Here is a 21,948-nt window from a genome sequence, read left to right on the forward strand (position 1 = left end):
GGAGGGGCGGGGCCGGATGACGCTGCGGGGCCGGACGGCGGTGCGCTGGACCGTACGGACGCTCAGCGAGATCTGCCTCACCGCCGGTGCGCTGATCGTGCTGTTCGTGGTCTACCTCCTCTTCTGGACCGGCGTACGGGCCGACAGCGCCATGGACGGCGAGATCGGCAGGCTTCGGCAGCAGTGGTCCACGGGCGGGGCCGCCGGCCCGGGCGGCACCCCGTCCCCGGACGGGAAGCGGGCCCCCGGCCGCGGACCCGCCCAGGACGCACGGCCCCGCCCCTACACGTCGGGAGCGTCCTTCGCCGTCATGTACATCCCGCGCCTGGGCGCCGACTGGGCCAAGCCGGTGCTCGAGGGCACCACGACCGGCGTCCTCCAGCGCGGCCTCGGCCACTACGACCGCACCGCGCACCTGGGCGAGACCGGCAACTTCTCCGTCGCCGGCCACCGCCGCACCTACGGCGACCCCTTCAAGGACTTCCCCCGGCTGCGCCCCGGCGACGCCGTGGTGCTCACCGACGGCGCGACCTGGTTCACCTACCGCATCGACAACCGGCCCTACACGACGCTGCCCGGCGACATCGGGGTGATCGACCCCGTACCGCGGAAGTCCGGGTTCAACGGCCCCGGCCGCTATCTCACGCTGACGACCTGCGAGCCGGAATGGGGCCACAGCCACCGGCTGATCGCCTGGGCACACCTGGATTCCACCCAACCCGTGGCACAGGGACGGCCGTCGGCTTTGACCGGCTGACCCACCTGGGCCCGCCCTCGCCCCTTACTCTGGTGTCGCAACCGTCATCGTCATCGGCAAGGGGACAGCGACAGCATGTACGGCTGGATCTGGCGGCATCTGCCGGGCAACACATGGGTGAAGGCGCTGATTTCCCTGGTGCTCGTCCTGGCGGTCGTCTTCGTACTCTTCCAGTACGTCTTTCCGTGGGCGGAGCCGCTGCTCCCCTTCAATGACGTCACTGTCGACCAAGGAATGGCAGCCGTCCGATGACCGCACGGATTCTCGTCGTCGACAACTACGACAGCTTCGTCTTCAACCTCGTGCAGTACCTCTACCAACTGGGCGCCGAATGCGAGGTGCTGCGCAACGACGAGGTCGCGCCGCGGCACGCCCAGGACGGCTTCGACGGCGTGCTGCTGTCGCCCGGCCCCGGCACCCCCGAGCAGGCCGGTGTCTGCGTCGACATGGTGCGGCACTGCGCGGACACCGGTGTCCCGGTCTTCGGCGTGTGCCTGGGCATGCAGTCGATGGCGGTGGCGTACGGCGGCGTGGTGGACCGGGCGCCCGAGCTGCTGCACGGCAAGACCTCGCCGGTCCTCCACGAGGGCGCCGGTGTCTTCTCCGGCCTGCCCTCGCCGTTCACCGCCACCCGCTACCACTCGCTGGCCGTGGAGCCGGACACCGTCCCCGACGAACTGATCGTCACCTCCTGGACGGAGGCCGACGAGGTCCCCGGCGGGCGGATCGTGATGGGGCTGCGGCACCGTGAACTGCCGGTCGAGGGCGTGCAGTTCCACCCCGAATCGGTATTGACGGAGTGGGGGCACCGGATGCTGGCCAACTGGCTCGTCGAATGCGGTGACGAGAGGGCGGTGGAGCGCTCCACGGGGCTGGCCCCGGTGGTCGGCAAGGCCGGCGCGTGACCGACCTACGCCCCGGGCGGGAGGGGAGATCCTACGAGCCGGACGGCTCGCAGCAGTCGTACGGGCCGCAGGAAAAGGATCCGTACGGATACCCCGACGCGTTCGAGGCGGCGGTGGAGCAGCTCGTCGACCCGCTGAACGATCCCCTGCCGGGCCAGGCCCCGCCGGCATCCGCGCCCGCCGCGTACGGGCAACCGGGCCGGGGCCGGCGACGGGGCAAGGCGGCCCAGGAAGGCGGGGGACAGGGCTCCCCGTGGTTCCGCCCGCACCTGGAGCCGGAAGCACCATCCCGCCCGGACCGGCAGTCGTACGGCGCCGAGGCCGCCCGCTACGGCCAGGGGCACGGCCCCGGCCAAGACCCCCGCCCCACGGCGCCCGAGGCGATATCCCAGCCTTATGCCACCCCGGAGACGCCGGCCCCGCCCGCCCCCGCACCGCAGGTGCGCCCCGCGCCGAGGGTGAGCCCCGCTCCCGCTGTGAGCCCCGCTCCGGCCGCCGCCACTCCGTGGCTGGACGACAACGAGACCATGGCGCTGCGTCAGGCGGAGCAGCCCGACGACGAGACCGTTTCACGTGAAACCGGCACCTCGGTTTCACGTGAAACCGAGGAATCGTCCGCGGGCGGCCGCGCGGCGAGGCGTAAGGCCGCTCAGGAGGCCGCCAAGCGCGGCGGCGGCAGGCGCCGGCGCCACAGTGGTGCGGCCGCCGCCACAGCGGCCGCACCGACGGCCTCCGAAGCGGCCTCCGCCCCCATGTCCCGGCTGGAGGCCCGCCAGGCCGCGCGAGCCGCCAAGGACAGCCCCAGCCTGATCGCCAGCCGCGCCCTGGGCGAAGTGTTCATCACCCTCGGCGTGCTGATGCTGCTGTTCGTCACCTATCAGCTGTGGTGGACGAATGTGATGGCCGAAGAGGAGGCGGGCGGCGCCGCCACCAACCTGCAGCACGAGTGGGACAAGGGCGGCGGCGAGAAGAAGAACCTCGCGGACGGTGAGCGCTTCGGGATCATGTACATCCCCAAGCTGGACGTGAAGGCGCCGATAGCTGAGGGCATCGACAAGCACCGCGTGCTGGACCACGGCATGATCGGCCACTACGACAAGAACAGCGGGATCAAGACGGCGATGCCCTGGGACAAGAAGGGCAACTTCGCCGTGGCGGCACACCGCAACACGCACGGCGAGCCGTTCCGCTACGTCAACAAGCTCACCAAGGGCGACAAGATCATCGTCGAGACGAAGAACTCGTATTACACCTACGAGATGGAGAGCATCCTCCCGCAGACGTCTCCGAGCAACACCAGCGTGATCGGCCCCGTGCCGCCCGGTTCGGGCTTCACCAAGCCCGGCCGCTACATCACCCTGACGACCTGTACCCCGGAGTTCACCAGTACCTTTCGGATGATCGTCTGGGGCAAGATGGTCGACGAGCGGCCGCGAAGCAAGGGCAAACCGGATGCGCTCGCCGGCTGAGAACACAAGAGGGGTGCTACGCGGTGACAGCAACCGGAACCGACGAGAAGAGCCACCGGTCCGCGCCGCCGCCCAAGCCGCGCCGTGTGCGCCGGACCATTGCCGCCGTTGTCAGCGTCATCGGTGAGCTGCTGATCACGGTCGGCCTGGTACTGGGCCTGTTCGTCGCCTACTCGCTGTGGTGGACCAACGTCCTCGCCGATCGCGCGGCACACCAGCAGGGCGACCAGGTGCGCAAGCACTGGGCCAGCAGCGGGCCCAAGGGGCCGGGGAAGCTGGACACCAGGGACGGCATCGGCTTTCTGCACGTCCCGGCGATGGACAACGGTGAGGTGCTGGTCAAGAAGGGCACCGACTCCGAGATCCTCAACGAGGGCGTGGCCGGTTACTACACCAAGCCGGTCAAGTCCGGGCTGCCGGAGGACAAGAAGGGCAACTTCACCCTCGCCGCGCACCGCGACGGCCACGGCGCGAAGTTCCACAACATCGACAAGCTCAAGGACGGCGACCCGATCGTCTTCGAGACCAAGGACACCTGGTACATCTACAAGGTGTTCGCGTCGCTGCCCGAGACCTCGAAGTTCAACGTGGACGTCCTCGACGAGGTCCCGAAGGAGTCCGGCAAGCGCAAGGCGGGCCGCTACATCACCCTCACGACCTGCACCCCGGTCTACACCTCGAACTACCGCTACATCGTCTGGGGCGAGCTGGAACGCACCGAGAAGGTCGATGCGGAGCGCACACCGCCGAAGGAACTCCGCTAGCCGGAGCCGGAGCCGGAGCCGGAGCCAGACGGGACGGACCGGCCGGACGCGGCCCGGATTCCGTCCGGCCCTGAGGGGACGTGCATCCCGGCGCCCGGGACGCGGAAGCACGAAGAAGCCCCGGCACCCTTCAAGGGTGCCGGGGCTCTGTGCTGCTCGACGTACGGACGGTCAGTTGTGTCCGCCGAACGCTCCGCCGATGAAGCCGCCGCCGCCACCACCGTTGTCGTTCCCGCCGCCGACGGTGGTCAGCGTCACGGTGGTGTTCTTGGGATCGGACGGGGTGTTGGGCTGGGGGTCCTGGCTGATGACGCGGGCCTTGTCGTCCTGCGAACTGCCCCCGGCGAGCTGGAGGTTGGTGAAGCCGGCCTGCTGCAGCGCCTTCTTCGCATCCTTCAGGGTCTGGCCGACTACACCCGGGACCGGCGTCTGCGCCCCTGCCTTGCCGACCGTGAGGGTGACCGTGGATCCGGTCTTGGCCGGGGTGTTGCCCTCGGGGCTCTGCTTGAGCACCTTGCCGACCTGGTTCGGGTCGGGGGTTTCCTGCTCGGTCTTATCGACCTTGAAGCCCAGAGACTGCAACTGATTCTGGGCCGTCTCGAAGTCTTGCCCCGTGACGGACGGGACCGTCTGCTTGGGGGCCTCCTGCGCGACGGTGAGGACGATCACTGTGCTCTTGGCCGCCTCGCTCTGGCCTGCGGGGTTCTGCTTGAGCACGGTGCCCGGTGTCCGCTCGGACTCCTGAGAGACCTTTTTGACGTTCTTGAAGCCCTTGCGCTCGAGACGGGCGACAGCGTTTTCGTACGACAGGTCCTCCACGTCCGGAACGGTGACCTTGACGGCGCCCGTGCACATGGTCACGGTGACCGTGTCATTCTTGGCGATGTCTTCGCCCGACTTGGGGTCCTGCTCGGTGACCTGGCCCTTCTTGACGTTGTCGCAGGCCTTGCGGCCCCCCTCGGAGACCTGGAAGCTGCCGTTCCTGCCGAACGCCTTGGCTTCCTTCAAGGTCTTGCCGACGAGGTTGGGCACGGGCATCGTGCCGCCCTTGTTGTGGCCGGTGAACATCGCCTTGCCGATGAAGATCGCGCCGACCAGGACGAGGACGGCCGCCAGCACCAGCAGGATCGTCGAGGTGTTGCTCTTCTTCTGGCCGCCGCCACGGCGCCGGTCGCCGCGGTCGTCGTAGTTGTAGCCCCCGTCGTCCGGGTTCATCGGCGGCAGCATGGACGTCTGGCCGGCCGGGTCCTGCGGCCGCAGCATGGTGGTCGGCTGGTCCTGGTCGTAGCCGGCCGCGCCCAGGGCGGAGGTCGCCGCGACCGGCTGGCCGTCCAGTGCCGCCTCGATGTCGGCCCGCATCTCGTCGGCCGACTGGTAGCGGTAGTCCGGGTCCTTGACCAGCGCCTTGAGGACGATGGCGTCCATCTCCGGCGTGATCTCGGGGTCGAAGTTGCTCGGCTTCTGCGGCTCCTCGCGGACATGCTGGTAGGCCACCGCGACCGGGGAGTCACCGACGAACGGCGGCCGCACGGTGAGCAGCTCGTAGAGCAGACAGCCGGTGGAGTACAGGTCGGAGCGGGCGTCGACCTGCTCGCCCTTGGCCTGCTCGGGCGAGAGGTACTGCGCGGTGCCGATGACCGCGGCGGTCTGCGTCATCGTCATCCCGGCGTCGCCCATCGCGCGGGCGATGCCGAAGTCCATGACCTTGACCTGGCCGGTGCGCGTCAGCATGACGTTGGCCGGCTTGATGTCGCGGTGGACGATGCCGGCCCGGTGGGAGTACTCCAGCGCCTGGAGGACGCCGGTGGTCATCTCCAGCGACCGCTCGGGCAGCAGCTTTCTTCCGGAGTGCAGAAGCTCACGCAGCGTGGAGCCGTCGACGTACTCCATGACGATGTACGGGATCGAGACACCGTCGACGTAGTCCTCGCCGGTGTCGTAGACCGCGACGATCGACGGATGGTTCAGCGAGGCGGCCGACTGGGCCTCACGGCGGAACCGGGCCTGGAAGGACGGGTCACGGGCGAGGTCCACCCGCAGCGTCTTCACAGCTACGGTGCGGCCCAGGCGGGTGTCATGCGCGAGGTACACCTCGGCCATGCCACCGCGGCCGAGCACCGAGCCCAGCTCGTACCGGCCGCCGAGGCGACGCGGCTCTTCCATAAGCTTCTCCAGCCCTCTCCGTCAGTCCCGACCGCACCGGTGTGTGGTCCGGCGGTGTGCTGTCCGGGCATACCGTACCCGGCACGCCGTGGCGGACCGGGCCGGAGCCGCAACCTGATACGTGACCGGTACTGGCATGATCCGGGTCACTTCTCGCCTTCGAGTACCGCCTGCATGACGCGCTTCGCGATCGGAGCCGCGAGCTTTCCGCCGGCGATGTCGTCGCGAAGGGTGTCGGATCCCTCAATGACGACGGCGACCGCGACGGGGGTGCCCTTGTCGGTCTTCGCGTAGGAGATGAACCAGGCGTACGGGTTGTCCTTGTTGTTCTCGCCGTGCTGCGCGGTACCGGTCTTTCCGCCGACTGTGACGCCCGGGATCTGGGCGCTGGTTCCGGTGCCCTCCTTGACCACGGTCTCCATGATGCTCTGGACCTTCTGGGCGTTCTCGGGGCTGAGCGGCCGGCTCATCTCCTGCGGCGTGTGCTGCTGCACGACGTTGAGGTTCGGCGCGACCAGCTGGTCGACCATGTACGGCTTCATCAGCTTGCCGCCGTTGGCGACCGCCGAGGCGACCATGGCCATCTGCAGCGGCGTGGCGCGGTTGGAGGCCTGGCCGATGCCCGCCATGGCGTTCTGCGGCCGGTTGTCCGTGGGGTAGATGCTCTCCGAGGCGCGGACCGGAGTGTTGATCCCCGGGTCGTTGAAGCCGAACTTCTCCGCCTCGGCCTTCATCTTCTTGTTGCCGAGGTCCGCGCTGATCTTGCCGAACACCGTGTTGCAGGACCAGCGCAGCGCCTCGCGCAGGCTGGCGTCCTTGCAGGGGATGTTGCCCTCGTTCTTCAGCGGCAGGCCCGAGGTGTCGGGGAGCGTGTAGGGCAGCGGCGAGTCGGTCTTGGCGTTGACGTCGTGGTACAGCCCGTTCTCCAGCGCCGCCGAGGCCGTGACGACCTTGAAGGTGGAGCCGGGCGGGTAGGTCTGGCGCAGCGCCCGGTTGAGCATCGGCTCGTCCGGGTCGCTCTTCTTCTGCAGCGCGTTGTACGCCTCGGCGTCCTTGTTGCTCATGCCCGCGAAGGTCGACGGGTCGTAGGACGGGGTGCTGGCCAGGGCCAGGATCGCGCCGGTCTCCGGGTTGATCGCGGCGACCGCGCCCTTCTGCGTGCCGAGACCGTCGTAGGCGGCCTTCTGGGCCTTGGCGTCGAGGGTGGTGACCACGTTGCCGCCCTTCTGCTTGCCGCCGGTGAACATGTCGACCGTGCGGCTGAAGAAGAGCCTGTCGTCGGTGCCGCTGAGTATGCCGTCGTTGAGCTTCTCGAGCTGGTTGGCGTCGAAGGCCTGCGAGGCGTAGCCGGTGACCGGCGCCCACATCTTGCCGTTCTTGTACGTGCGCTTGTACTTGAAGTCGCCGCTGTCGGTGGTCGTGGAGCCGGTGATGGCCTTGCCGTCGACGATGATGTTGCCGCGCGGGGTGCTGTAGCGCTCGATGGCGACCCGGCGGTTGTGCGGGTCGTTCTTGAGCGCGTCACCCTGGACGAACTGCACCCAGTTGACGCGGACGAGCAGAGCGAGGACGAGCAGGCCGCAGAAGATCGCGACCCGGCGCAGGGGCTTGTTCACGGGCGGACCACCTGAGTCATCTCGGCGTCGGTGGACGGGGCGGGAGCCGGCGCCGGGCGGCGCGCGGTGTCGCTGATCCGGAGCAGGATCGCGACCAGTGCCCAGTTGGCGATCACGGACGAGCCGCCCTGGGCGAGGAACGGCATCGTCATACCCGTCAGCGGGATCAGGCCCGTCACGCCACCGGCGACGACGAAGACCTGCAGCGCGAAGGCGCCGGACAGGCCGATCGACAGCAGCTTGCCGAAGGGGTCGCGGGCGGCCAGCGCCGTACGGATACCGCGCTCGATCAGCAGGCCGTACAGCAGCAGGATGGCCATCAGACCGGCGAGGCCGACCTCCTCGCCGACCGTGGCGAGGATGTAGTCGCTCTTCGGGGCGATGCCCAGGATGAGGCGGGAGTAGCCCTGTCCCAGACCGGAGCCGAGGATGCCGCCGGACCCGAAGGAGTACATGGCCTGGGCGGTCTCGGTGACACCGCCGTTGGACAGCTCCAGCGGGTTGAGCCAGTTGTGCACACGCGTCTGGACGTGCGACTCGAACGTCGCCACCGCGACCGCGCCGCCCGCGCTGAGCAGCAGGCCGAACACGATCCAGCTGGTGCGCTCGGTCGCCACGTACAGCATCACGACGAACAGGCCGAAGAACAGCAGCGAGGTGCCCAGGTCGGTCTCGAAGACCAGGATCATCAGGCTGAGCGCCCAGATGACGAGGATGGGCCCGAGGTCACGGCCGCGCGGGAGGTAGAGCCCCATGAAACGGCGGCTGGCCAGCGCCAGCGCGTCCCGCTTCACCATCAGATAGCCGGCGAAGAAGATCGCGATGATGATCTTCGCGAACTCACCGGGCTGCAGTGAGCCGAGACCCGGGATCGTGATCCAGATCTTCGCGCCGTTCACGCCGGGGAAGAACACCGGCGCGACCAGCAGGATCAGCGCGACGACCATCGAGATGTAGGTGTAGCGCTGCAGGACACGGTGGTCCTTGAGGAAGATCAGGATGGCGAGGAAGAAGGCGACACCGAGCGTCGACCACATCAGCTGGTTGGGCGCCATCGCCTTGCCGAGCGAGGGCTCCTGGTCCAGCCGCCAGATGAAGATCAGTCCCAGCCCGTTGAGCAGGGTGGCGATGGGCAGCATCAGCGGATCGGCGTACGGCGCCCACTTGCGGACGACGAGGTGGGCGACGCCGGCCAGCAGGCCCAGGCCGAGGCTGTAGCCCAGCACGCCGGCGGGTACCGAACCGTCCTTTGCCAGACCGACGTTGACGTACGCGAACACCGGAATCAGCACCGCGAAGACGAGCATCGCCAGCTCGGTGTTGCGGCGGCTCGGGGCCCCGATGGTGCCAATGGTGGTGGTGTTGGTGGTGCTGCTCATGGAATCTCCGGCCCCCTACGCCCTCACTGCTGGGTGCTGCAATTCTTTTCCAGCTTCTGCTGGTCCTCGGAGGGGGCCTGGCTGGTGGTGGGTGTGGGTTTCGGAGTCACGGTCGCCGCCAGCGTGCCGGCCGCACCGGTGCCGCTGTCGTTGCCCGCCTTGCCGGTGGAGCCGGGCCGGGTGCTCGGCGTACCGGACTTCGACGGGGTACCGGGCTTGGACGGCGTGCCCGCCTGACCCTTGCCCGGGTGACGCGCCGCCTCGCGTTCGGCTGCCTCCCGCTGCTCCTTACTACGGCAGGCATTGGCCTGCTTGTTCAGTTCGGTGACCTTTTCGCCGGCCTGGGTACGGCTGTCGACCGCGATCGTCTCCTTGACCTGGTTGCGCTGGTACAGCGGCAGGTACTTGAGTTCGATCTCGGGGTGGTCCTCGTCCACGTCGTTGAGCTTTATCCACGCGAGGTCCTGGCTGATGCCCCGGTAGAGCGCGACGTGGTCGTCCTTGGCGCCGACGAAGTACTGGGTCTGCGTCCAGTTGTAGCCCGCGTAGCACCCGCCGCCCACGACGGCGAGCGCCAGCGCGATGAACAGCGACCGCTTGAGCCACCGTCCGCGCCGGCGCGGCTTGACGAAGTCCTCGTCCATGAACGCGCCGAACGAGCCCTGCGGCGGACCGCCGACCTCGTGCTCACCGCTGCCGGGCGGCCCGAAGGCACCTCCGGGACCGGCGGGTGCGCCGCCCGGCCGGCCGAGCTCGGCGGCCCGCGCCGCGGGGGTCTGCAGCGTGCTCGGGTCGCTGAGCTGGTGCTGGTTCTCGGCGACGGCACCGACGACGACCGGGGTGTCGTTGAGCTGCCCGGCCATGGTGTCGTTGCCGTCCACGTCCAGGACGTCGGCGACGATGCAGGTGATGTTGTCGGGTCCGCCGCCGCGCAGCGCGAGCTGGATCAGCTCCTGCACGGTCTCGTGCGGCCCGTGGTAGCTGGCGAGGGTCTCTTCCAGCGTCTGGTGGCTGACCACCCCGGACAGGCCGTCCGAGCAGATCAGGTACCGGTCGCCGGCCCGCACCTCGCGGATCGACAGGTCGGGCTCGACATGATCGCCGCTGCCCAGCGCCCGCATCAGCAGCGACCGCTGCGGATGGGTGGTGGCTTCCTCTTCGGTGATCCGGCCCTCGTCGACCAGCCGCTGCACCCAGGTGTGGTCCTGGGTGATCTGGGTCAGCACGCCGTCGCGCAGCAGGTACGCGCGCGAGTCGCCGACGTGCACGAGGCCGAGGCGCTGACCGGTCCACAGCAGGGCGGTCAGGGTGGTGCCCATGCCCTCCAGCTGGGGGTCCTCCTCGACCATCACCCGCAGCTGGTCGTTGGCGCGCTGGACGGACGTGCCCAGCGACGTGAGGAGGTCGGAGCCGGGGACGTCGTCGTCGAGCTGGACGAGCGTGGAGATCACCTCGGAGGAGGCGACCTCACCGGCGGCCTGCCCGCCCATGCCGTCGGCGATGGCGAGCAGCCGCGGCCCGGCGTAGCCGGAGTCCTCGTTGCCCTCGCGGATCATGCCCTTGTGCGATCCGGCGGCGAAGCGCAGTGACAAGCTCATGTGCACCTCACCCGTCGGCTCGGGGTACAGCCGGTCTCGTCGAGCCACACTGCCCACCCTCCGGTCGGGAGCACGCCCGGGTCCGCCGAGTGGACCGTCGCGGCTCGCTCGCTCCGCTCGCTCATTGTCGTACTACTTCCGCAGCTCGATGACGGTCTTGCCGATGCGGATCGGGGCTCCCAGCGGAATCGGTGTCGGGGTCGTCAGTCGGGTCCGGTCCAGGTACGTGCCGTTGGTGGAACCGAGATCCTCGACGATCCACTGGCCGTCACGGTCCGGGTAGATCCTGGCATGCCTGCTGGACGCGTAGTCGTCGTCCAGCACGATCGTGGAGTCGTGTGCACGGCCCAGGGAGATGGTCTGGCCTTGGAGGGCGACGGTGGTGCCGGTCAGCGAGCCCTCGGAGACCACCAGCTTGGTGGGTGCTCCGCGCCGCTGACGGTTGTTGCCGCGGCCGCCTTCCTGGCGGCGCTGTTGTTGTTGCTGCGACGGCGCAGCCTGCCGCTGCGGACGCGCTTCCTGCCCGCCGCGCCGGGCGGCACCGCGCTGTGTGACGCGCGTGCCGAACAGATCGCTGCGGATGACCTGAACGGCCACGATGACGAACAGCCACAGTACGGCGAGGAAACCCAACCGCATGACCGTGAGGGTCAGCTCTGACATTGCCCCCGCTTCACCCTTCGGCTTGCCGGTAAACGATGGTGGTACTGCCCACGACAATCCGCGAGCCGTCGCGGAGATTAGCGTGAGTGGTGTGCTGCCCGTCTACCACGATGCCGTTCGTGGAGCCCAGATCCTGGATCGTGGGGGGCGTTCCGACCCGGATCTCACAGTGACGCCGGGAGACACCCGGGTCGTCGATCCGTACGTCAGCGTCGGTGCTGCGGCCCAGCACGAGCGTCGGGCGCGAGATCTGGTGGCGGGTGCCGTTGATCTCGATCCAGCGCCGGGTCTGCGCGTGGGGCTGCGGTCCTGCACCGGGCGGTGCCGTACGAGGTACGGGCTGTGCGCCGCCGGGAGGCGGGGACGAAGGCATGGGGGGCGGGCTCACATGGCCGCCGCCGGGGCGGCCGCCGCGGGGTGCGGCGGCGCGTTGGGAGGCCCCGGGACCGGGCTGGTCCTGGGACGAGCTGGAGGCGAGCGTGCGGCTGCGGACGCGGTACAGGCCGGTGTCGAGATCGTCGGCCTTCTCCAGGTGGACCTTGATCGAGCCCATGAAGGTGTACCGCTGCTGCTTGGCGTAGTCGCGGACCATGCTGGAGAGCTCGTCGCCGAGCTGCCCGCTGTAGGGGCTCAGCCGCTCGTAGTCCGGGGTGCTCAGCTCGACGATGAAGTCGTTGGGGACGACCGTGCGGTCGCGGTTCCAGATGGTGGCGTTGTTGTCGCACTCGCGCTGCAGCGCACCGGCGATCTCAACGGGCTGCACCTCGGACTTGAACACCTTGGCGAAGGTGCCGTTGACGAGACCTTCGAGACGCTGCTCGAAACGCTTCAGTACTCCCACGGGGCACCTCCTTCCTCAGTCTTCGTCGGGGTCGTCCTGATCGAGTCGTCCTGATACTGCTTACTGATCGTATCCACGCGTCGGGAAATCGGCTGGTTCCCCTTTCCCGCCTTGAGGACGAGTGTCGCCCCTCACAGGGTTGCCCGGTGCTTGCCTTGCTTGCTTGCTCCTGCCCACTGCTCGTGCACTGCGATCGTAGATGTGCCCCGAAGACAGTGTCCCGCAACCGCCGGGCACTCCCGCCGGGCGGGGGCCGGAGTCGGACAGGACCCGTCTGCCGGCCCGGTCCGGCCGGCCCGGAGGCGGTGCGGACGGCTCCGCTCCTGTTGCGGCTACCGCGAGTGTGAACCCTTTGGGCAGTGCTCGGCGAATGTCCGAGGCACGGCGGGGTGCGGCCCGGGGTTGCCGCAGGTCGGGGGCCGGGGGAAAGGCGTGTGAACGCACCCCCGACAGCGTGCTAGTGTTCTGGATGTCGGAAGGCGGTCGCACAAGACCCGGGCGGAACACCCCGGATCATGTGAGAAAATCAACCGGCAGCACCCATGCGCGGGTGGCGGAATAGGCAGACGCGCTGGATTCAGGTTCCAGTGCCCGAAAGGGCGTGGGGGTTCAACTCCCCCCTCGCGCACAGATGAGACCCCCGGTCTCCGGAGAAATCCGGAGACCGGGGGTCTTTCGTTGTGTTCGTCACGTTGTTGTGTGCGTCACGGGGCGGTGGGAGCGGCGGGTGCGGCGGGGATGACCTCGGGACTTGGGGTGGGGCGGGGTCCTGAGGGGTGCGTCACATGTGTGGTGAGCAGGGGCTCCGGGTGTGGCCTCGGTGGCCTTTTGTGACGCGATTGTCACCGTGTGTGCCCTGGTAGGACCGCGTTCTCGCCGGGCGCTTCCGGGGTGTTGGGTGTGCCGGCCTTCCCGTGGGGCTCCGGTGTGGTCGCGGGGTGGGCGGGGTGCGCGAGGCGATCTGCCGTGTGGGCCGGGGAGTTGGGTGTGGCGTACGCCACGGGGCGGGCGCCGCGGTGGGGCGGCGCCCGCCCCGTGGGGTGGCGGCGGACCGTGTGGCGCTGTGCGACGGGGTCGCGTCGAGGCCGGGTGGGCCGCATGGGGCCGCACGAGCGCTTGAGGCGACGTCAGGCGGCGCTCCTCGGGGAGGGGCCGTCGGGCTCAGGCGGCGAGGCGTGCGGCGAGGGCCTTCGCCTTGGCGGTCGCGTCCTCGTGTGCCTTGTCGCGGGAGGTCTCGTACAGCGGCACCAGCTCGGCCATCGCCGGGTTGCTGGGGGCCATGGTCAGCTCCGGGACGATGAAGTCGACGTCCAGGCCCATCCCGCCGCCCAGTACGGCCTCCAGGTAGTTCTGCACGTACTCGAAGGGCTCACGGGGCGTGCCCGGCGCGTAGGAGCCGCCGCGGCTGGCGACGACGGTGACCGGGGTGCCCTTGGCGGACGGCTGCTCGCCCGCCGTGCGGCCCATGAGGATCACCTGGTCGAGCCATGCCTTGAGCGTGGAGGGGATCGTGAAGTTGTACATCGGGGCGCCGATGACGATCGCGTCGGCCTGCTCCAGTTCCTCGGCCAGCTGCACGCGCAGCGCGAAGGCCGCCTGCTGCTCGGGGGTGTGGGTGGCCGGGTCGGAGAAGCCGGCGGAGGCGGCGACCGCGTCGAGATGCGGCAGCGGGTCGGCGGCCAGGTCGCGGTGGATCACGGTGCCGTCGGGGTGCTGTTCCTCCCATGCCTTGCGGAAGGCCGCGGTGACCGAGCGGGAGGCGGAGCCGCCTTCGGGGAACACGGAGGAGTCGATGAGCAGGAGCGTGGCCATGGGGGGGGGTGCCCTTCGGTACGCGGCCGGGCGATGCGCGGCCGGTGATTGAATTCCGTACGTCCCTATTAATAGCACAGCGGCTTACTTTTCTGCAGTAGCCAACGGGAGGGCGGTACCCTGGCTGTATGGCGGATCATGGCGAGGCGACGTGCAGGCAGGTCGACGGCGGCATGACGCGCGTCTTCGAGCTGTTCGGGAAGCGGTGGACGGGGCTGATCGTCGCCACCCTGATGCCGGCCCCGGTGCACTTCGCCGATCTGCGGCGGGCCATCCCCGGCATCAGCGAGCGCATGCTCTCCGACCGCCTCATGGAGCTGGCGGCGACCGGGCTGGTCGTGCGCGAGGTGGACGCGGGGCCGCCGCTGCGCGTCTCCTACCGGCTCACGGAGGCCGGTCTCGCGATGGAGCCCGCGCTCAAGGAACTGGCGCGCTGGGCGGAGACCTACCTCGCCGACGGCGGGCAGTGTCCGGAACAGTTCCGGAAGTGAGCAGCCCGGGGGCCGTGGCGGGGTGTTGTTGTCGGGGTTGACGGCTCTGGGGGTGGCTTCAGGGGCGGGTGGTTCCGGGTGGGGGTTTTCCGGGGGGCTCGCCGGTTCCGGGGTCTCGCCGGTTCTGGGGGTGCGTCGGTTCCGGGGGTGCGCCGGTCTGCGGGCAGGTGCTTCCGGGTAGGGGTTGAGTGGGGCGTGGGTGCTCGCGTCCGTGGTTGCCCCGTTCCTGGGCCGATGGTTCCCCTATCCCAGCCGTTCCTGGGCGGCGTTGTAGCGCAGCAGGTAGGCGGCGAAGCGGTCGAGGTCGTCCTCGTCCCAGTCGGCCAGTCGCTCCCGGAAGGCTTTGCGGCGGCTGGCGGTGACGTTGGCGAGAACCTGGGCGCCCTTCTCGGTGGGGTGCAGCACCTGGACCCGGTGGTCCTCCGGATCGACGCGGCGTTCGACGAAGCCGAGTTTCTCCAGTGCGGCGATCTGCCGGCTGACCGTGGACTTGTCCAGGAGGTAGTGCGCGGCGAGGTCCGTGGCGCGGCATCCGTGCTGGTCATCGAGGTGTGCCAGCAGGGTGTAGGAGACCAGTGACAGCTCGGGGTGCATCCGGGCGGCGGTCGCGCGGGCCCGGCGGGCGAACGCGGTCATCTCCTGCTGGATGGTCTCGACGGAGTCGTCGCGGTGGGTCACGAGTTGCCTTTCACAGAGGTAGTTGTATAGTACAACGCGTATGAGAGTTGTATTTGCCAACTACTGTTCCCGGCCGGTCAGTGGTGGCGACAGCTGAGCCGACGAGCTGAGAAGGGCTGCCCATGAGTACGGTCCGACGCCCCGACCACCGAAGCGAGCAGCACGGCAGCCACCGTTCCGCGCGCTCCTCCCACTCCGCCGGGCTGCGTCATGTGCTGACGCACCTGATCACGCCGCTGCTGATGTGCATCGGGATGGGGCTGGCGTACCTGGGGGCCTTCGCGAACCCCGCGCCGCACCACCTGCCCGTCGCGGTCGTCGGATCGGGCCGGAGCGCGCAGCTGCTCGCCCAGTCGATCAACGACAAGGCGGACGGTGACCTGGAGGTGCGGACCGTCGCCGACCGGTCCGCGGCGGTCGACCGGCTCAAGCACCAGGAGATCTTTGGTGCGTATGTGATCCATGCGCAGGGGGCGAGGGGCGAGACGTCGGCGAAGGGGGCTTCGGCGAACGAGGCATCGGCTAACGGGGCATCGGCTGACGAAGTGTCGAAGGGCGTGACGCGCCAGAAGGGTGCGATGAAGAGCGCGGCGGGGAGGGCCGGTGACGGCGGAGTCGCGGGCGGCTCGGTGCGGCAGACGCCTGAGCTGTTGGTGGCGACCGCCGGGTCCGACACCAGCGCCTCCGTCGTGCAGAAGGTCTTCACCCCGATCGCGGCGCACCAGGGCGCGCCGCTGAAGGTCACGGACGTGGCGCCGCCGGCCGAGGACGATCCGACGGGCCAGGGCATCTTCTTCCTGCTGGTCGCGATCAGCATCGGCTCGTACGCCTCGGTCGCGGTGATCGGCGGTGCCGGGGCCGTGCTGCCGGTCCGGTGGCGGGCGGCGCTGGCGATCGGCACGTCCCTCGTCGTCAGCCTCATCGGTACGGCGTTCGCCGGTCCGGTCTTCCACCTCGTCGAGCACGGACTCCGGGGCCTGTGGGGCATGGCCTGGCTCTACTCCGCCGGCATCCTGCTGATCGGCACCGGCCTGCACACCTTCCTCAAGCGCTGGACCACGCTCGGCGTGATGGCCCTCTTCGTGATGCTCAACTTCACGTCCTCCGGCGGCATCTTCCGCCCGGAGATGCAGAACGGCTTCTTCGCGGCGCTGCACTCCTTCTGGAACGGTGCGGGCTTCGTGGAGGGCACGCGCAGCCACGTCTACTTCGACGACTACGGCCTGCCGGGGCACGTCTGGACGCTGGTGGGGTGGCTGGTCGCCGGCCTGCTGATGGTCGGGGTGGCGGCACTGGCCGAGAAGCGGCGGCGCAGCGCTGAGGCGGAAGCGGCGGCCCATGCCACGGCGGTGGCGGCGGCCGCGGTGGCGGCGACGGTGCCGGAGCCGATGTCGGAGCGGGGGAGCCGGGCGGTGCGGTCGGCGGGTGCGACAGGGGCTGGTCAGGGCAGTGGGGCCGTGGAGGCTGATGCGGCGGACGCTGCGGAGGCGGAGATGGAGGAGGCTGTGGGGGTCTAGGGGGTGATGTGGGGCGGTGGCGCTTTGGGGCGCTGGCGCTTCGGGGTGGTGGGGGGCGAGGGCGTAGGGCGTGGGCCGGTGGGTGGGGCCTGGTGTTTGGGCTGGGGTCGGTCTCGTCCTGGCCGTTGGTCCGGGGGCCCGGGGCGTGTGCGTTGGGGGAGCCGGAGCATGCGGGTACCGGACTCGGGCGTTTCGAGATCCCGCTCCCAGGCCTCCCGTTGCTTCGAGTGCTTTCGAGACTCCTGCGGTGCGAAGCCTCGGGACTTTTGAGGTCCGGGCTTTCGTGGTGTGAGAGCCGGAGAGTTATCCACAGGCTCTGCGGGTTGTGACGGGATCTCGGTAACGTCATTGCTCGTCGGCGGGCCGGGTTCGCCCGGCGGGTTGATGGACGCAGCGGACAAGGACACAAGAGCGCAGGTCGTGAAGGGGGAGGTGGCCCGCTATGCCGCGTGTGCCGTACGTAACGGGGTTTGCGAAGGCGGATGTGCAGGGATCGTCGCCCAAGGCGGCCGGGCGGGCGTTGCGGGAGCGCGTTCCGCGTGCCGAGCATGCCGCGCTGACGATCGCGGCCGGGCGGCCGGATGCGGTGGCGGCGGTTGAGCGGTCCAATGCCGGCCGTCTGCCCGAACTGACGCCGATACGGGTCGGCCGGATGGCCGCGAGCCCCTTCGCCTTCCTTCGTGGCTCAGCGGGCCTGATGGCGTACGACCTGACGGGCAGCCCCGTGACCGGCATCGGCGCGCAGATCTGCGGAGACGCCCACGCCGCCAATTTCGGACTGTACGGCGACGCCCGCGGCCAGCTCGTCATCGATCTCAATGACTTCGACGAGACCCTGTACGGGCCGTGGGAGTGGGATGTGAAGCGGCTTGCGACGTCGATGGTGCTGGCAGGCCGGGAGGCGGGCGCGGACGAGGACGCCTGCCGCAAGGCGGCACAGGACGCGGCGGGCGCGTACCGGCGCACGATGCGACTGTTGGCGAAGCTGCCGGTGACCGAGGCATGGAACGCGATCGCCGACGAGGCGCTGGTCTCCCACGCTGACGCCAAGGACCTGGTGGGGACGCTGGAGCGGGTCGCGGACAAGGCGCGCAAGAACACCAGCGCGCGCTTCGCGGCGAAGGCGACGGAGGAAACACCGGACGGTGGCCGCCGGTTCGTGGACGCGCAGCCGGTGCTGCGGAGGGTGCCGGACGCGGAGGCGGCAGCGGTGGCCGCATCCCTCGCCGGCTACCTGGAGACGCTCCCCGAAGACCTGCTGCCGCTGATAGCTCGGCACGCGATACACGATGTGGCCTTCCGCGTGGTCGGCACCGGCAGCGTGGGCCTGCGGTCGTACGTGGTGCTGCTGTTGGACCACCGGGGCGAGCCGCTCGTCCTGCAGGTGAAGGAGGCGCGCGCCTCGGTGCTGGCGCCGTTCGTGGCGAAGGTCGGCTTCCCGGTACCGCCGGTGGTGCACGAGGGGCGCCGGGTGGTGCTCGGGCAGCGCCGGATGCAGGTGGTCAGCGACATCCTGCTGGGCTGGACGACGGTGCACGATGCTGCGGCGCCGGGCAATGGAGCGATCGCGGGGAACGGCCGACGGGAAGGACGGGAGTTCCAGGTCCGCCAGTTCCGGAACCGCAAGGGCAGCGTGGACCCGGCGCAGTTGTCCGGCGATCAGATGGACGACTACGCCCGTATGACCGGCGCGCTCCTGGCCCGGGCCCATGCGCACAGCGCCGACCCACGCCTCCTGGCCGGCTACTGCGGCAAGAACGAGGAACTGGATGAAGCGATCGGGAAGTTCGCGGTGTCGTACGCGGACCGTACGGAGGCGGACCATGCGGAACTGGCCGCGGCGGTGAAGAGCGGGCGGATTCCGGCGGAGACGGGAGTGTGAGGGAGAGGGCAGGAGCCGGCGACGCGGGGGAGGAAAGAGACGTCTAGGGGCTGCGGCCGGGCTCCGGAGGCTGGAGCTGGGGTGGGCGTGGGCGCTCGGCCGGTGTCGGAGTGCGGTCGGCTTCTGGGCCGGAGACCGGGGAGTGGGCGGAGGCTCTGACGGGATCGGGGCTGTGCGTGGCGGTCTGCTGGGGGCGTGTGCCGTGGGCGGCGTGTGCGTATACGGGGTGTGGCGTGTGTGAGCTTCTGCCGGGAGCCGGGAGCCGGGAGCCGGGAGCCGGGAGCCGGGAGCCGGGCTGCGGGAGCCGGGCTGCGGGCGTGGGGTGGGAGCGGGGGCCACCGTGCGGCTGGCTGGTGGGCGGAGGGGGCCTGAGGGGGAGGGAGGGCTGGGGGGGCTGGGGGGGGGAGGCCCCCCGGTAGGAAGCGAGGGAATGGCCGTGGAGGGTTGGGTCCGGTGTGGGCCGTACGCTGACCGGGTGACGAACTCGCACGCGGAGAACACGCAGGACGGTCAGCACCGACCGGACGTACCGGGTATCCCGGACGCCTCGGCCGAGCCGCAGGCACCGGACGCCCGCGGCGGCGGTCAGAGAGCCCAGGCCGGGCAGGACGGGGGCCCGAGAGATCAGACCGGGGGGCCCGAGCAGACGGATGCCCACCAGGGTGTTCAGGGCGCCCAGGGTGGTTCGGCCAGCGGTCAGGCGGAGGCCGGGCCCGAGCAGGGTGGCGCGCCGGATGGCAAGGCGGCTCACGACCAGGCGTCTCAGAAGCAGGCGGCTGAGGCCGAGGCGACGCGGCGGCTGGCCAAGGCGGTGCTGGCCGCGGAGCAGGCGCTGATCGAGTTCGAGATCGCCGTGGAGACCTTCCGGGTGGAGGTGGAGAACTTCTCCCGCCTGCACCACCAGCGGCTCGGCCCCATGTACGCGCGGCTCGACGAGCTCGACGCGCAGATCGCCGAGGCGGTGGCGGCGCGTACGGGCGATCCCGAGGACGTCCGTAAGGCGCAGGAGGCTCGTGCGTCGGTGCTGCCGATGCCGGAGGTGGAGGAGCTCTTCCACGGCTGGATGGGCTCGGACGGACTGTTCTCCGAGGCGCAGGCGATGCTCACCGAGCAGCCGGTGCAGCCGCCGCAGAAGGTGCGGCCCAGTGAGGAGGCCCGCAAGGTCTACCGCGACCTGGTGCGCAAGGCCCATCCGGACCTGGCACGGGACGACGCGGAGCGGGCCCGGCGGGACGAGTTCATCGCGCGGGTCAACGCGGCGTACGGCCAGGGCAACGAGGCCGTGCTGCGGGAGCTGGCGCAGGAGTGGGAGGCCGGTCCGGCCCCGGCCGAGGAGCGGCTCAGCGAGAGCGAGGAGCTCTACGCCCGGCTGGAGTGGCTGGCCGAGCGCAAGGAGCTGCTGGCCGCCGCTGCCTCCGAGCTGGAGGAGAGCGCGATCGGCGCGATGATCAAGATGGCGCCGGAGGACCCGGACGCGCTCCTGGACGAGATCGCCGAGAAGCTGCTCGCCGACGTCGCGGAACGTGAGACCTACCTCGCGCAGCTGGTCGGGTAGCGTCGGACCATGCAATTTGGTTCTGTGCCCACGGTCGGTGTCGACGCCCTCACGCCGGAGGACTTCCTCCTCGACGTGCGCGAGAACGACGAGTGGGAGGCGGGGCACGCCGACGGCGCGCTGCACATCCCGATGAGTGAATTCGTCGCCCGCTACGGTGAGTTGACCGAGGCGGCCCCCGCGGACGGCAAGGTGTACGTGCTGTGCCGGGTCGGCGGGCGCTCGGCGCAGGTGGCGCAGTATCTGGTCCAGCAGGGCATCGACGCGGTGAACGTCGCGGGCGGAATGCAGGCATGGGAGGCCGCCGGTCGCCCCGTGTCGGATGGCAAGGGCGGCCCCGGCGCGGTTATCTAGCGGGAGCCGGGAGCCGGGAGCCGGGAGCCGGGAGCCGGGAGCCGGGAGCCGGCCTGTTGGGCTGCTCGGTGGCTGAGGCGGTCGGGCGGCCTCCCGCGGTCGGGCGGGCGATGGCCGCTGCGGACTCGGGGACTCGACGCCGCAGGTGGACACCCGCCGTGGCTTGCCTTCCACCCTGCCCTTGCCCTCAGCGCAGCGGGTGGGCCGCGAGCAGGTCGCCGAGGGCTTCCTCGTGGGCGGCGGCGGGGCCGAGGGAGAGCTCCAGCTGTTTGGCCCAGGCGTGGTAGCGGTGCAGCGCGTAGTCGGTGTCGGCACCGAAGCCGCCGTGGAGGTGCTGGGCGGTCTGGACGACACGGCGTACGCCCTCGGAGGCCCAGATCTTGGCGACGGCGACGTCCCCGGCGGGCGGTAGCGGGCCGGCCGCGTCGGTGGTGATGCGCCAGGCTGCCTGCCAGAGCGTGGCCTCCATGGCGCGCAGGTCGATGAAGCGGTCGGCGGCCTGTACGGCGACGGCCTGGAAGGTCGCCACCGGGAATCCGAACTGCTCGCGCTTGCTGGTGTAGTCGCTGGTCATGGCGAGGACGCTCTCGCCCACGCCCAGGGCGAGTGCACAGGTGCCGGTGGTCAGCACGTTGCGCAGCGACTCCCAGGCGTGTGGGGCAGTGATCGTTTCCTGGGCGCCGAGGCGTACGGCATTCAGCCGGACCTCGGCGAGGCGCTCGCCGGTGGTGGATATCTGGTCGTCGAGCGTGATGCCCGGGTGGGTACGGGGGACGAGGGCGAGTACGGCCCGGCCTTCGGGGGTGTGGGCGGGGAGCAGGATGCGGTCCGCTGTCTGGGCCCAGGGAACGGCTGTCTGGACCCCGTCGAAGATCCAGTCGGCACCCTCTTGGCGGGCGGCTACGGCGAGTTCGGCCGGTTCGTGGCCCGTGCGGCCGGCGGCGGCGACGGTCACGACGAGGTCGCCGGCCGCAAGGAGGGGCAGCACTTCCGCGGAGAGCTCGTCGGTGGCGTACCGCTGGAGGGTGAGTGCGGCGGCGCCGGTCTCCAGCAGGGGTACTCGCGCCAGTACTTTGGCCGACTCGCGGAGTACGAGGCAGAGCGCGATCGGGTCCAGGCCCGCGCCGCCGTGCTCGGGCGCGATCGGCAGGCTCAGCAGGTCGGCGTCGGCGAGCTTGCGCCACAGCACGCGGTCGAAGTCGTCGGCGACCGCACCGGGGGTGAGTGCCGGACTGGGCACGCTGTCCGGAGCGACCCCCGAGAAGACGGCCTTGGCCGCTTCGACGGCAGCCTGCTGCTCCTCGGTGAAGGTGAAGTCCATTGCTCTGTCCTCCCACGCGGCGCCTCGAACTGACGATGCGTCAAGGTAGAACAGGTTGCAGGAATTGGGAATGGCGGAAGCGGGGAAGGGCGGGAGGAGTTGGGGGCGTGGGGCGGCCGCTGGGGCTGCCCGGTGGTGGGCGTGGTTGTTGGCGGAGAGGTGGAGGACTTGGTGCCGGGCGGA

19 protein-coding genes and 1 tRNA gene are annotated in these 21,948 nt (G+C 70.1%); 11 read left to right on the top strand and 9 right to left on the bottom strand.

Going from position 1 to position 21,948, the window contains the following annotated elements; translation table 11 throughout:
- Positions 1 to 16 precede the first annotated feature (16 nt).
- The 5 genes from K7396_RS18055 (at position 17) to K7396_RS18075 (ending at position 3,895) form a co-directional block, all read left to right on the top strand.
- A complete protein-coding gene (locus K7396_RS18055; protein ID WP_086718578.1) occupies positions 17 to 757 on the top strand; it encodes a class E sortase in 741 nt (246 codons plus the stop codon).
- 75 nt (positions 758 to 832) lie between these two features.
- Complete coding sequence (locus K7396_RS18060; RefSeq protein WP_033266980.1) at positions 833 to 1,009, top strand: hypothetical protein; 177 nt, start codon at positions 833 to 835, stop codon at positions 1,007 to 1,009.
- Positions 1,006 to 1,662, top strand: coding sequence for an aminodeoxychorismate/anthranilate synthase component II (locus K7396_RS18065; RefSeq protein WP_086718579.1), 657 nt, complete (start codon positions 1,006 to 1,008; stop codon positions 1,660 to 1,662). The genes K7396_RS18060 and K7396_RS18065 overlap by 4 nt, the downstream gene beginning before the upstream one ends.
- Positions 1,659 to 3,131 carry a class E sortase gene (locus K7396_RS18070; protein WP_152104768.1) on the top strand — a complete coding sequence of 491 codons (1,473 nt, stop codon included), beginning with the start codon at positions 1,659 to 1,661 and terminating at the stop codon, positions 3,129 to 3,131. The genes K7396_RS18065 and K7396_RS18070 overlap by 4 nt, the downstream gene beginning before the upstream one ends.
- 23 nt (positions 3,132 to 3,154) lie before the next feature.
- Positions 3,155 to 3,895 carry a class E sortase gene (locus K7396_RS18075; protein WP_086718443.1) on the top strand — a complete coding sequence of 247 codons (741 nt, stop codon included), beginning with the start codon at positions 3,155 to 3,157 and terminating at the stop codon, positions 3,893 to 3,895.
- Positions 3,896 to 4,066: 171 nt separating this feature from the next.
- Here the strand turns inward: K7396_RS18075 and pknB are convergent, their stop codons facing one another.
- The 6 genes from pknB to K7396_RS18105 form a co-directional block, all read right to left on the bottom strand.
- Positions 4,067 to 6,058 (bottom strand): Stk1 family PASTA domain-containing Ser/Thr kinase, encoded by a 1,992-nt coding sequence (gene pknB, locus K7396_RS18080; RefSeq protein WP_086718444.1) that lies wholly within the window; start codon positions 6,056 to 6,058, stop codon positions 4,067 to 4,069.
- Positions 6,059 to 6,204: 146 nt separating this feature from the next.
- Positions 6,205 to 7,674: a peptidoglycan D,D-transpeptidase FtsI family protein gene (locus K7396_RS18085; RefSeq protein WP_086718445.1), complete on the bottom strand. Its 1,470-nt coding sequence runs from the start codon at positions 7,672 to 7,674 to the stop codon at positions 6,205 to 6,207.
- Entirely contained in the window at positions 7,671 to 9,053 is a 1,383-nt protein-coding gene (locus tag K7396_RS18090; protein ID WP_086718446.1) for an FtsW/RodA/SpoVE family cell cycle protein, read from the bottom strand. Before K7396_RS18090 ends, K7396_RS18085 begins: the two co-directional genes overlap by 4 nt.
- Before the next feature lie 23 nt (positions 9,054 to 9,076).
- Positions 9,077 to 10,651: a PP2C family protein-serine/threonine phosphatase gene (locus tag K7396_RS18095; RefSeq protein ID WP_086718447.1), complete on the bottom strand. Its 1,575-nt coding sequence runs from the start codon at positions 10,649 to 10,651 to the stop codon at positions 9,077 to 9,079.
- A 132-nt stretch (positions 10,652 to 10,783) separates the two neighbouring features.
- Positions 10,784 to 11,314: an FHA domain-containing protein FhaB/FipA gene (locus tag K7396_RS18100; RefSeq protein ID WP_086718448.1), complete on the bottom strand. Its 531-nt coding sequence runs from the start codon at positions 11,312 to 11,314 to the stop codon at positions 10,784 to 10,786.
- Between the two features lie 10 nt (positions 11,315 to 11,324).
- On the bottom strand, positions 11,325 to 12,155 hold the full coding sequence (locus K7396_RS18105) for an FhaA domain-containing protein (protein ID WP_086718449.1): 831 nt from the start codon (positions 12,153 to 12,155) through the stop codon (positions 11,325 to 11,327).
- Positions 12,156 to 12,699: 544 nt separating this feature from the next.
- On the opposite strand from K7396_RS18105, the gene K7396_RS18110 reads away from it, so the two are divergent.
- A tRNA-Leu gene (locus tag K7396_RS18110) sits at positions 12,700 to 12,783 on the top strand.
- Positions 12,784 to 13,316: 533 nt separating this feature from the next.
- Here K7396_RS18110 and K7396_RS18115 read toward each other — a convergent pair.
- Positions 13,317 to 13,967, bottom strand: a complete 651-nt coding sequence (locus tag K7396_RS18115; RefSeq protein ID WP_086721585.1) for an FMN-dependent NADH-azoreductase — start codon at positions 13,965 to 13,967, stop codon at positions 13,317 to 13,319.
- A gap of 128 nt (positions 13,968 to 14,095) precedes the next feature.
- Between K7396_RS18115 and K7396_RS18120 the strand changes: the two genes are divergently transcribed.
- Positions 14,096 to 14,458 carry a winged helix-turn-helix transcriptional regulator gene (locus K7396_RS18120; protein ID WP_086721584.1) on the top strand — a complete coding sequence of 121 codons (363 nt, stop codon included), beginning with the start codon at positions 14,096 to 14,098 and terminating at the stop codon, positions 14,456 to 14,458.
- Between the two features lie 243 nt (positions 14,459 to 14,701).
- On the opposite strand, the gene K7396_RS18125 is transcribed toward K7396_RS18120, so the two are convergent.
- Positions 14,702 to 15,136: a MarR family winged helix-turn-helix transcriptional regulator gene (locus tag K7396_RS18125; RefSeq protein ID WP_086715089.1), complete on the bottom strand. Its 435-nt coding sequence runs from the start codon at positions 15,134 to 15,136 to the stop codon at positions 14,702 to 14,704.
- Between the two features lie 122 nt (positions 15,137 to 15,258).
- On the opposite strand from K7396_RS18125, the gene K7396_RS18130 reads away from it, so the two are divergent.
- From K7396_RS18130 to K7396_RS18145, 4 genes are all read left to right on the top strand, one after another.
- Positions 15,259 to 16,653 (top strand): ABC transporter permease, encoded by a 1,395-nt coding sequence (locus K7396_RS18130; RefSeq protein WP_152104769.1) that lies wholly within the window; start codon positions 15,259 to 15,261, stop codon positions 16,651 to 16,653.
- Positions 16,654 to 17,095: 442 nt separating this feature from the next.
- On the top strand, positions 17,096 to 18,535 hold the full coding sequence (locus K7396_RS18135) for a DUF2252 domain-containing protein (protein ID WP_086721071.1): 1,440 nt from the start codon (positions 17,096 to 17,098) through the stop codon (positions 18,533 to 18,535).
- Between the two features lie 475 nt (positions 18,536 to 19,010).
- Positions 19,011 to 20,090 carry a J domain-containing protein gene (locus K7396_RS18140; protein ID WP_086720992.1) on the top strand — a complete coding sequence of 360 codons (1,080 nt, stop codon included), beginning with the start codon at positions 19,011 to 19,013 and terminating at the stop codon, positions 20,088 to 20,090.
- Positions 20,091 to 20,099: 9 nt separating this feature from the next.
- Positions 20,100 to 20,444: a rhodanese-like domain-containing protein gene (locus tag K7396_RS18145; protein WP_167392832.1), complete on the top strand. Its 345-nt coding sequence runs from the start codon at positions 20,100 to 20,102 to the stop codon at positions 20,442 to 20,444.
- A 187-nt stretch (positions 20,445 to 20,631) separates the two neighbouring features.
- On the opposite strand, the gene K7396_RS18150 is transcribed toward K7396_RS18145, so the two are convergent.
- Complete coding sequence (locus tag K7396_RS18150) at positions 20,632 to 21,765, bottom strand: acyl-CoA dehydrogenase family protein (RefSeq protein ID WP_152104770.1); 1,134 nt, start codon at positions 21,763 to 21,765, stop codon at positions 20,632 to 20,634.
- Between the last annotated feature and the right edge of the window lie 183 nt (positions 21,766 to 21,948).

It is taken from the genome of Streptomyces angustmyceticus, from assembly GCF_019933235.1.
Classification (GTDB): domain Bacteria; phylum Actinomycetota; class Actinomycetes; order Streptomycetales; family Streptomycetaceae; genus Streptomyces; species Streptomyces angustmyceticus.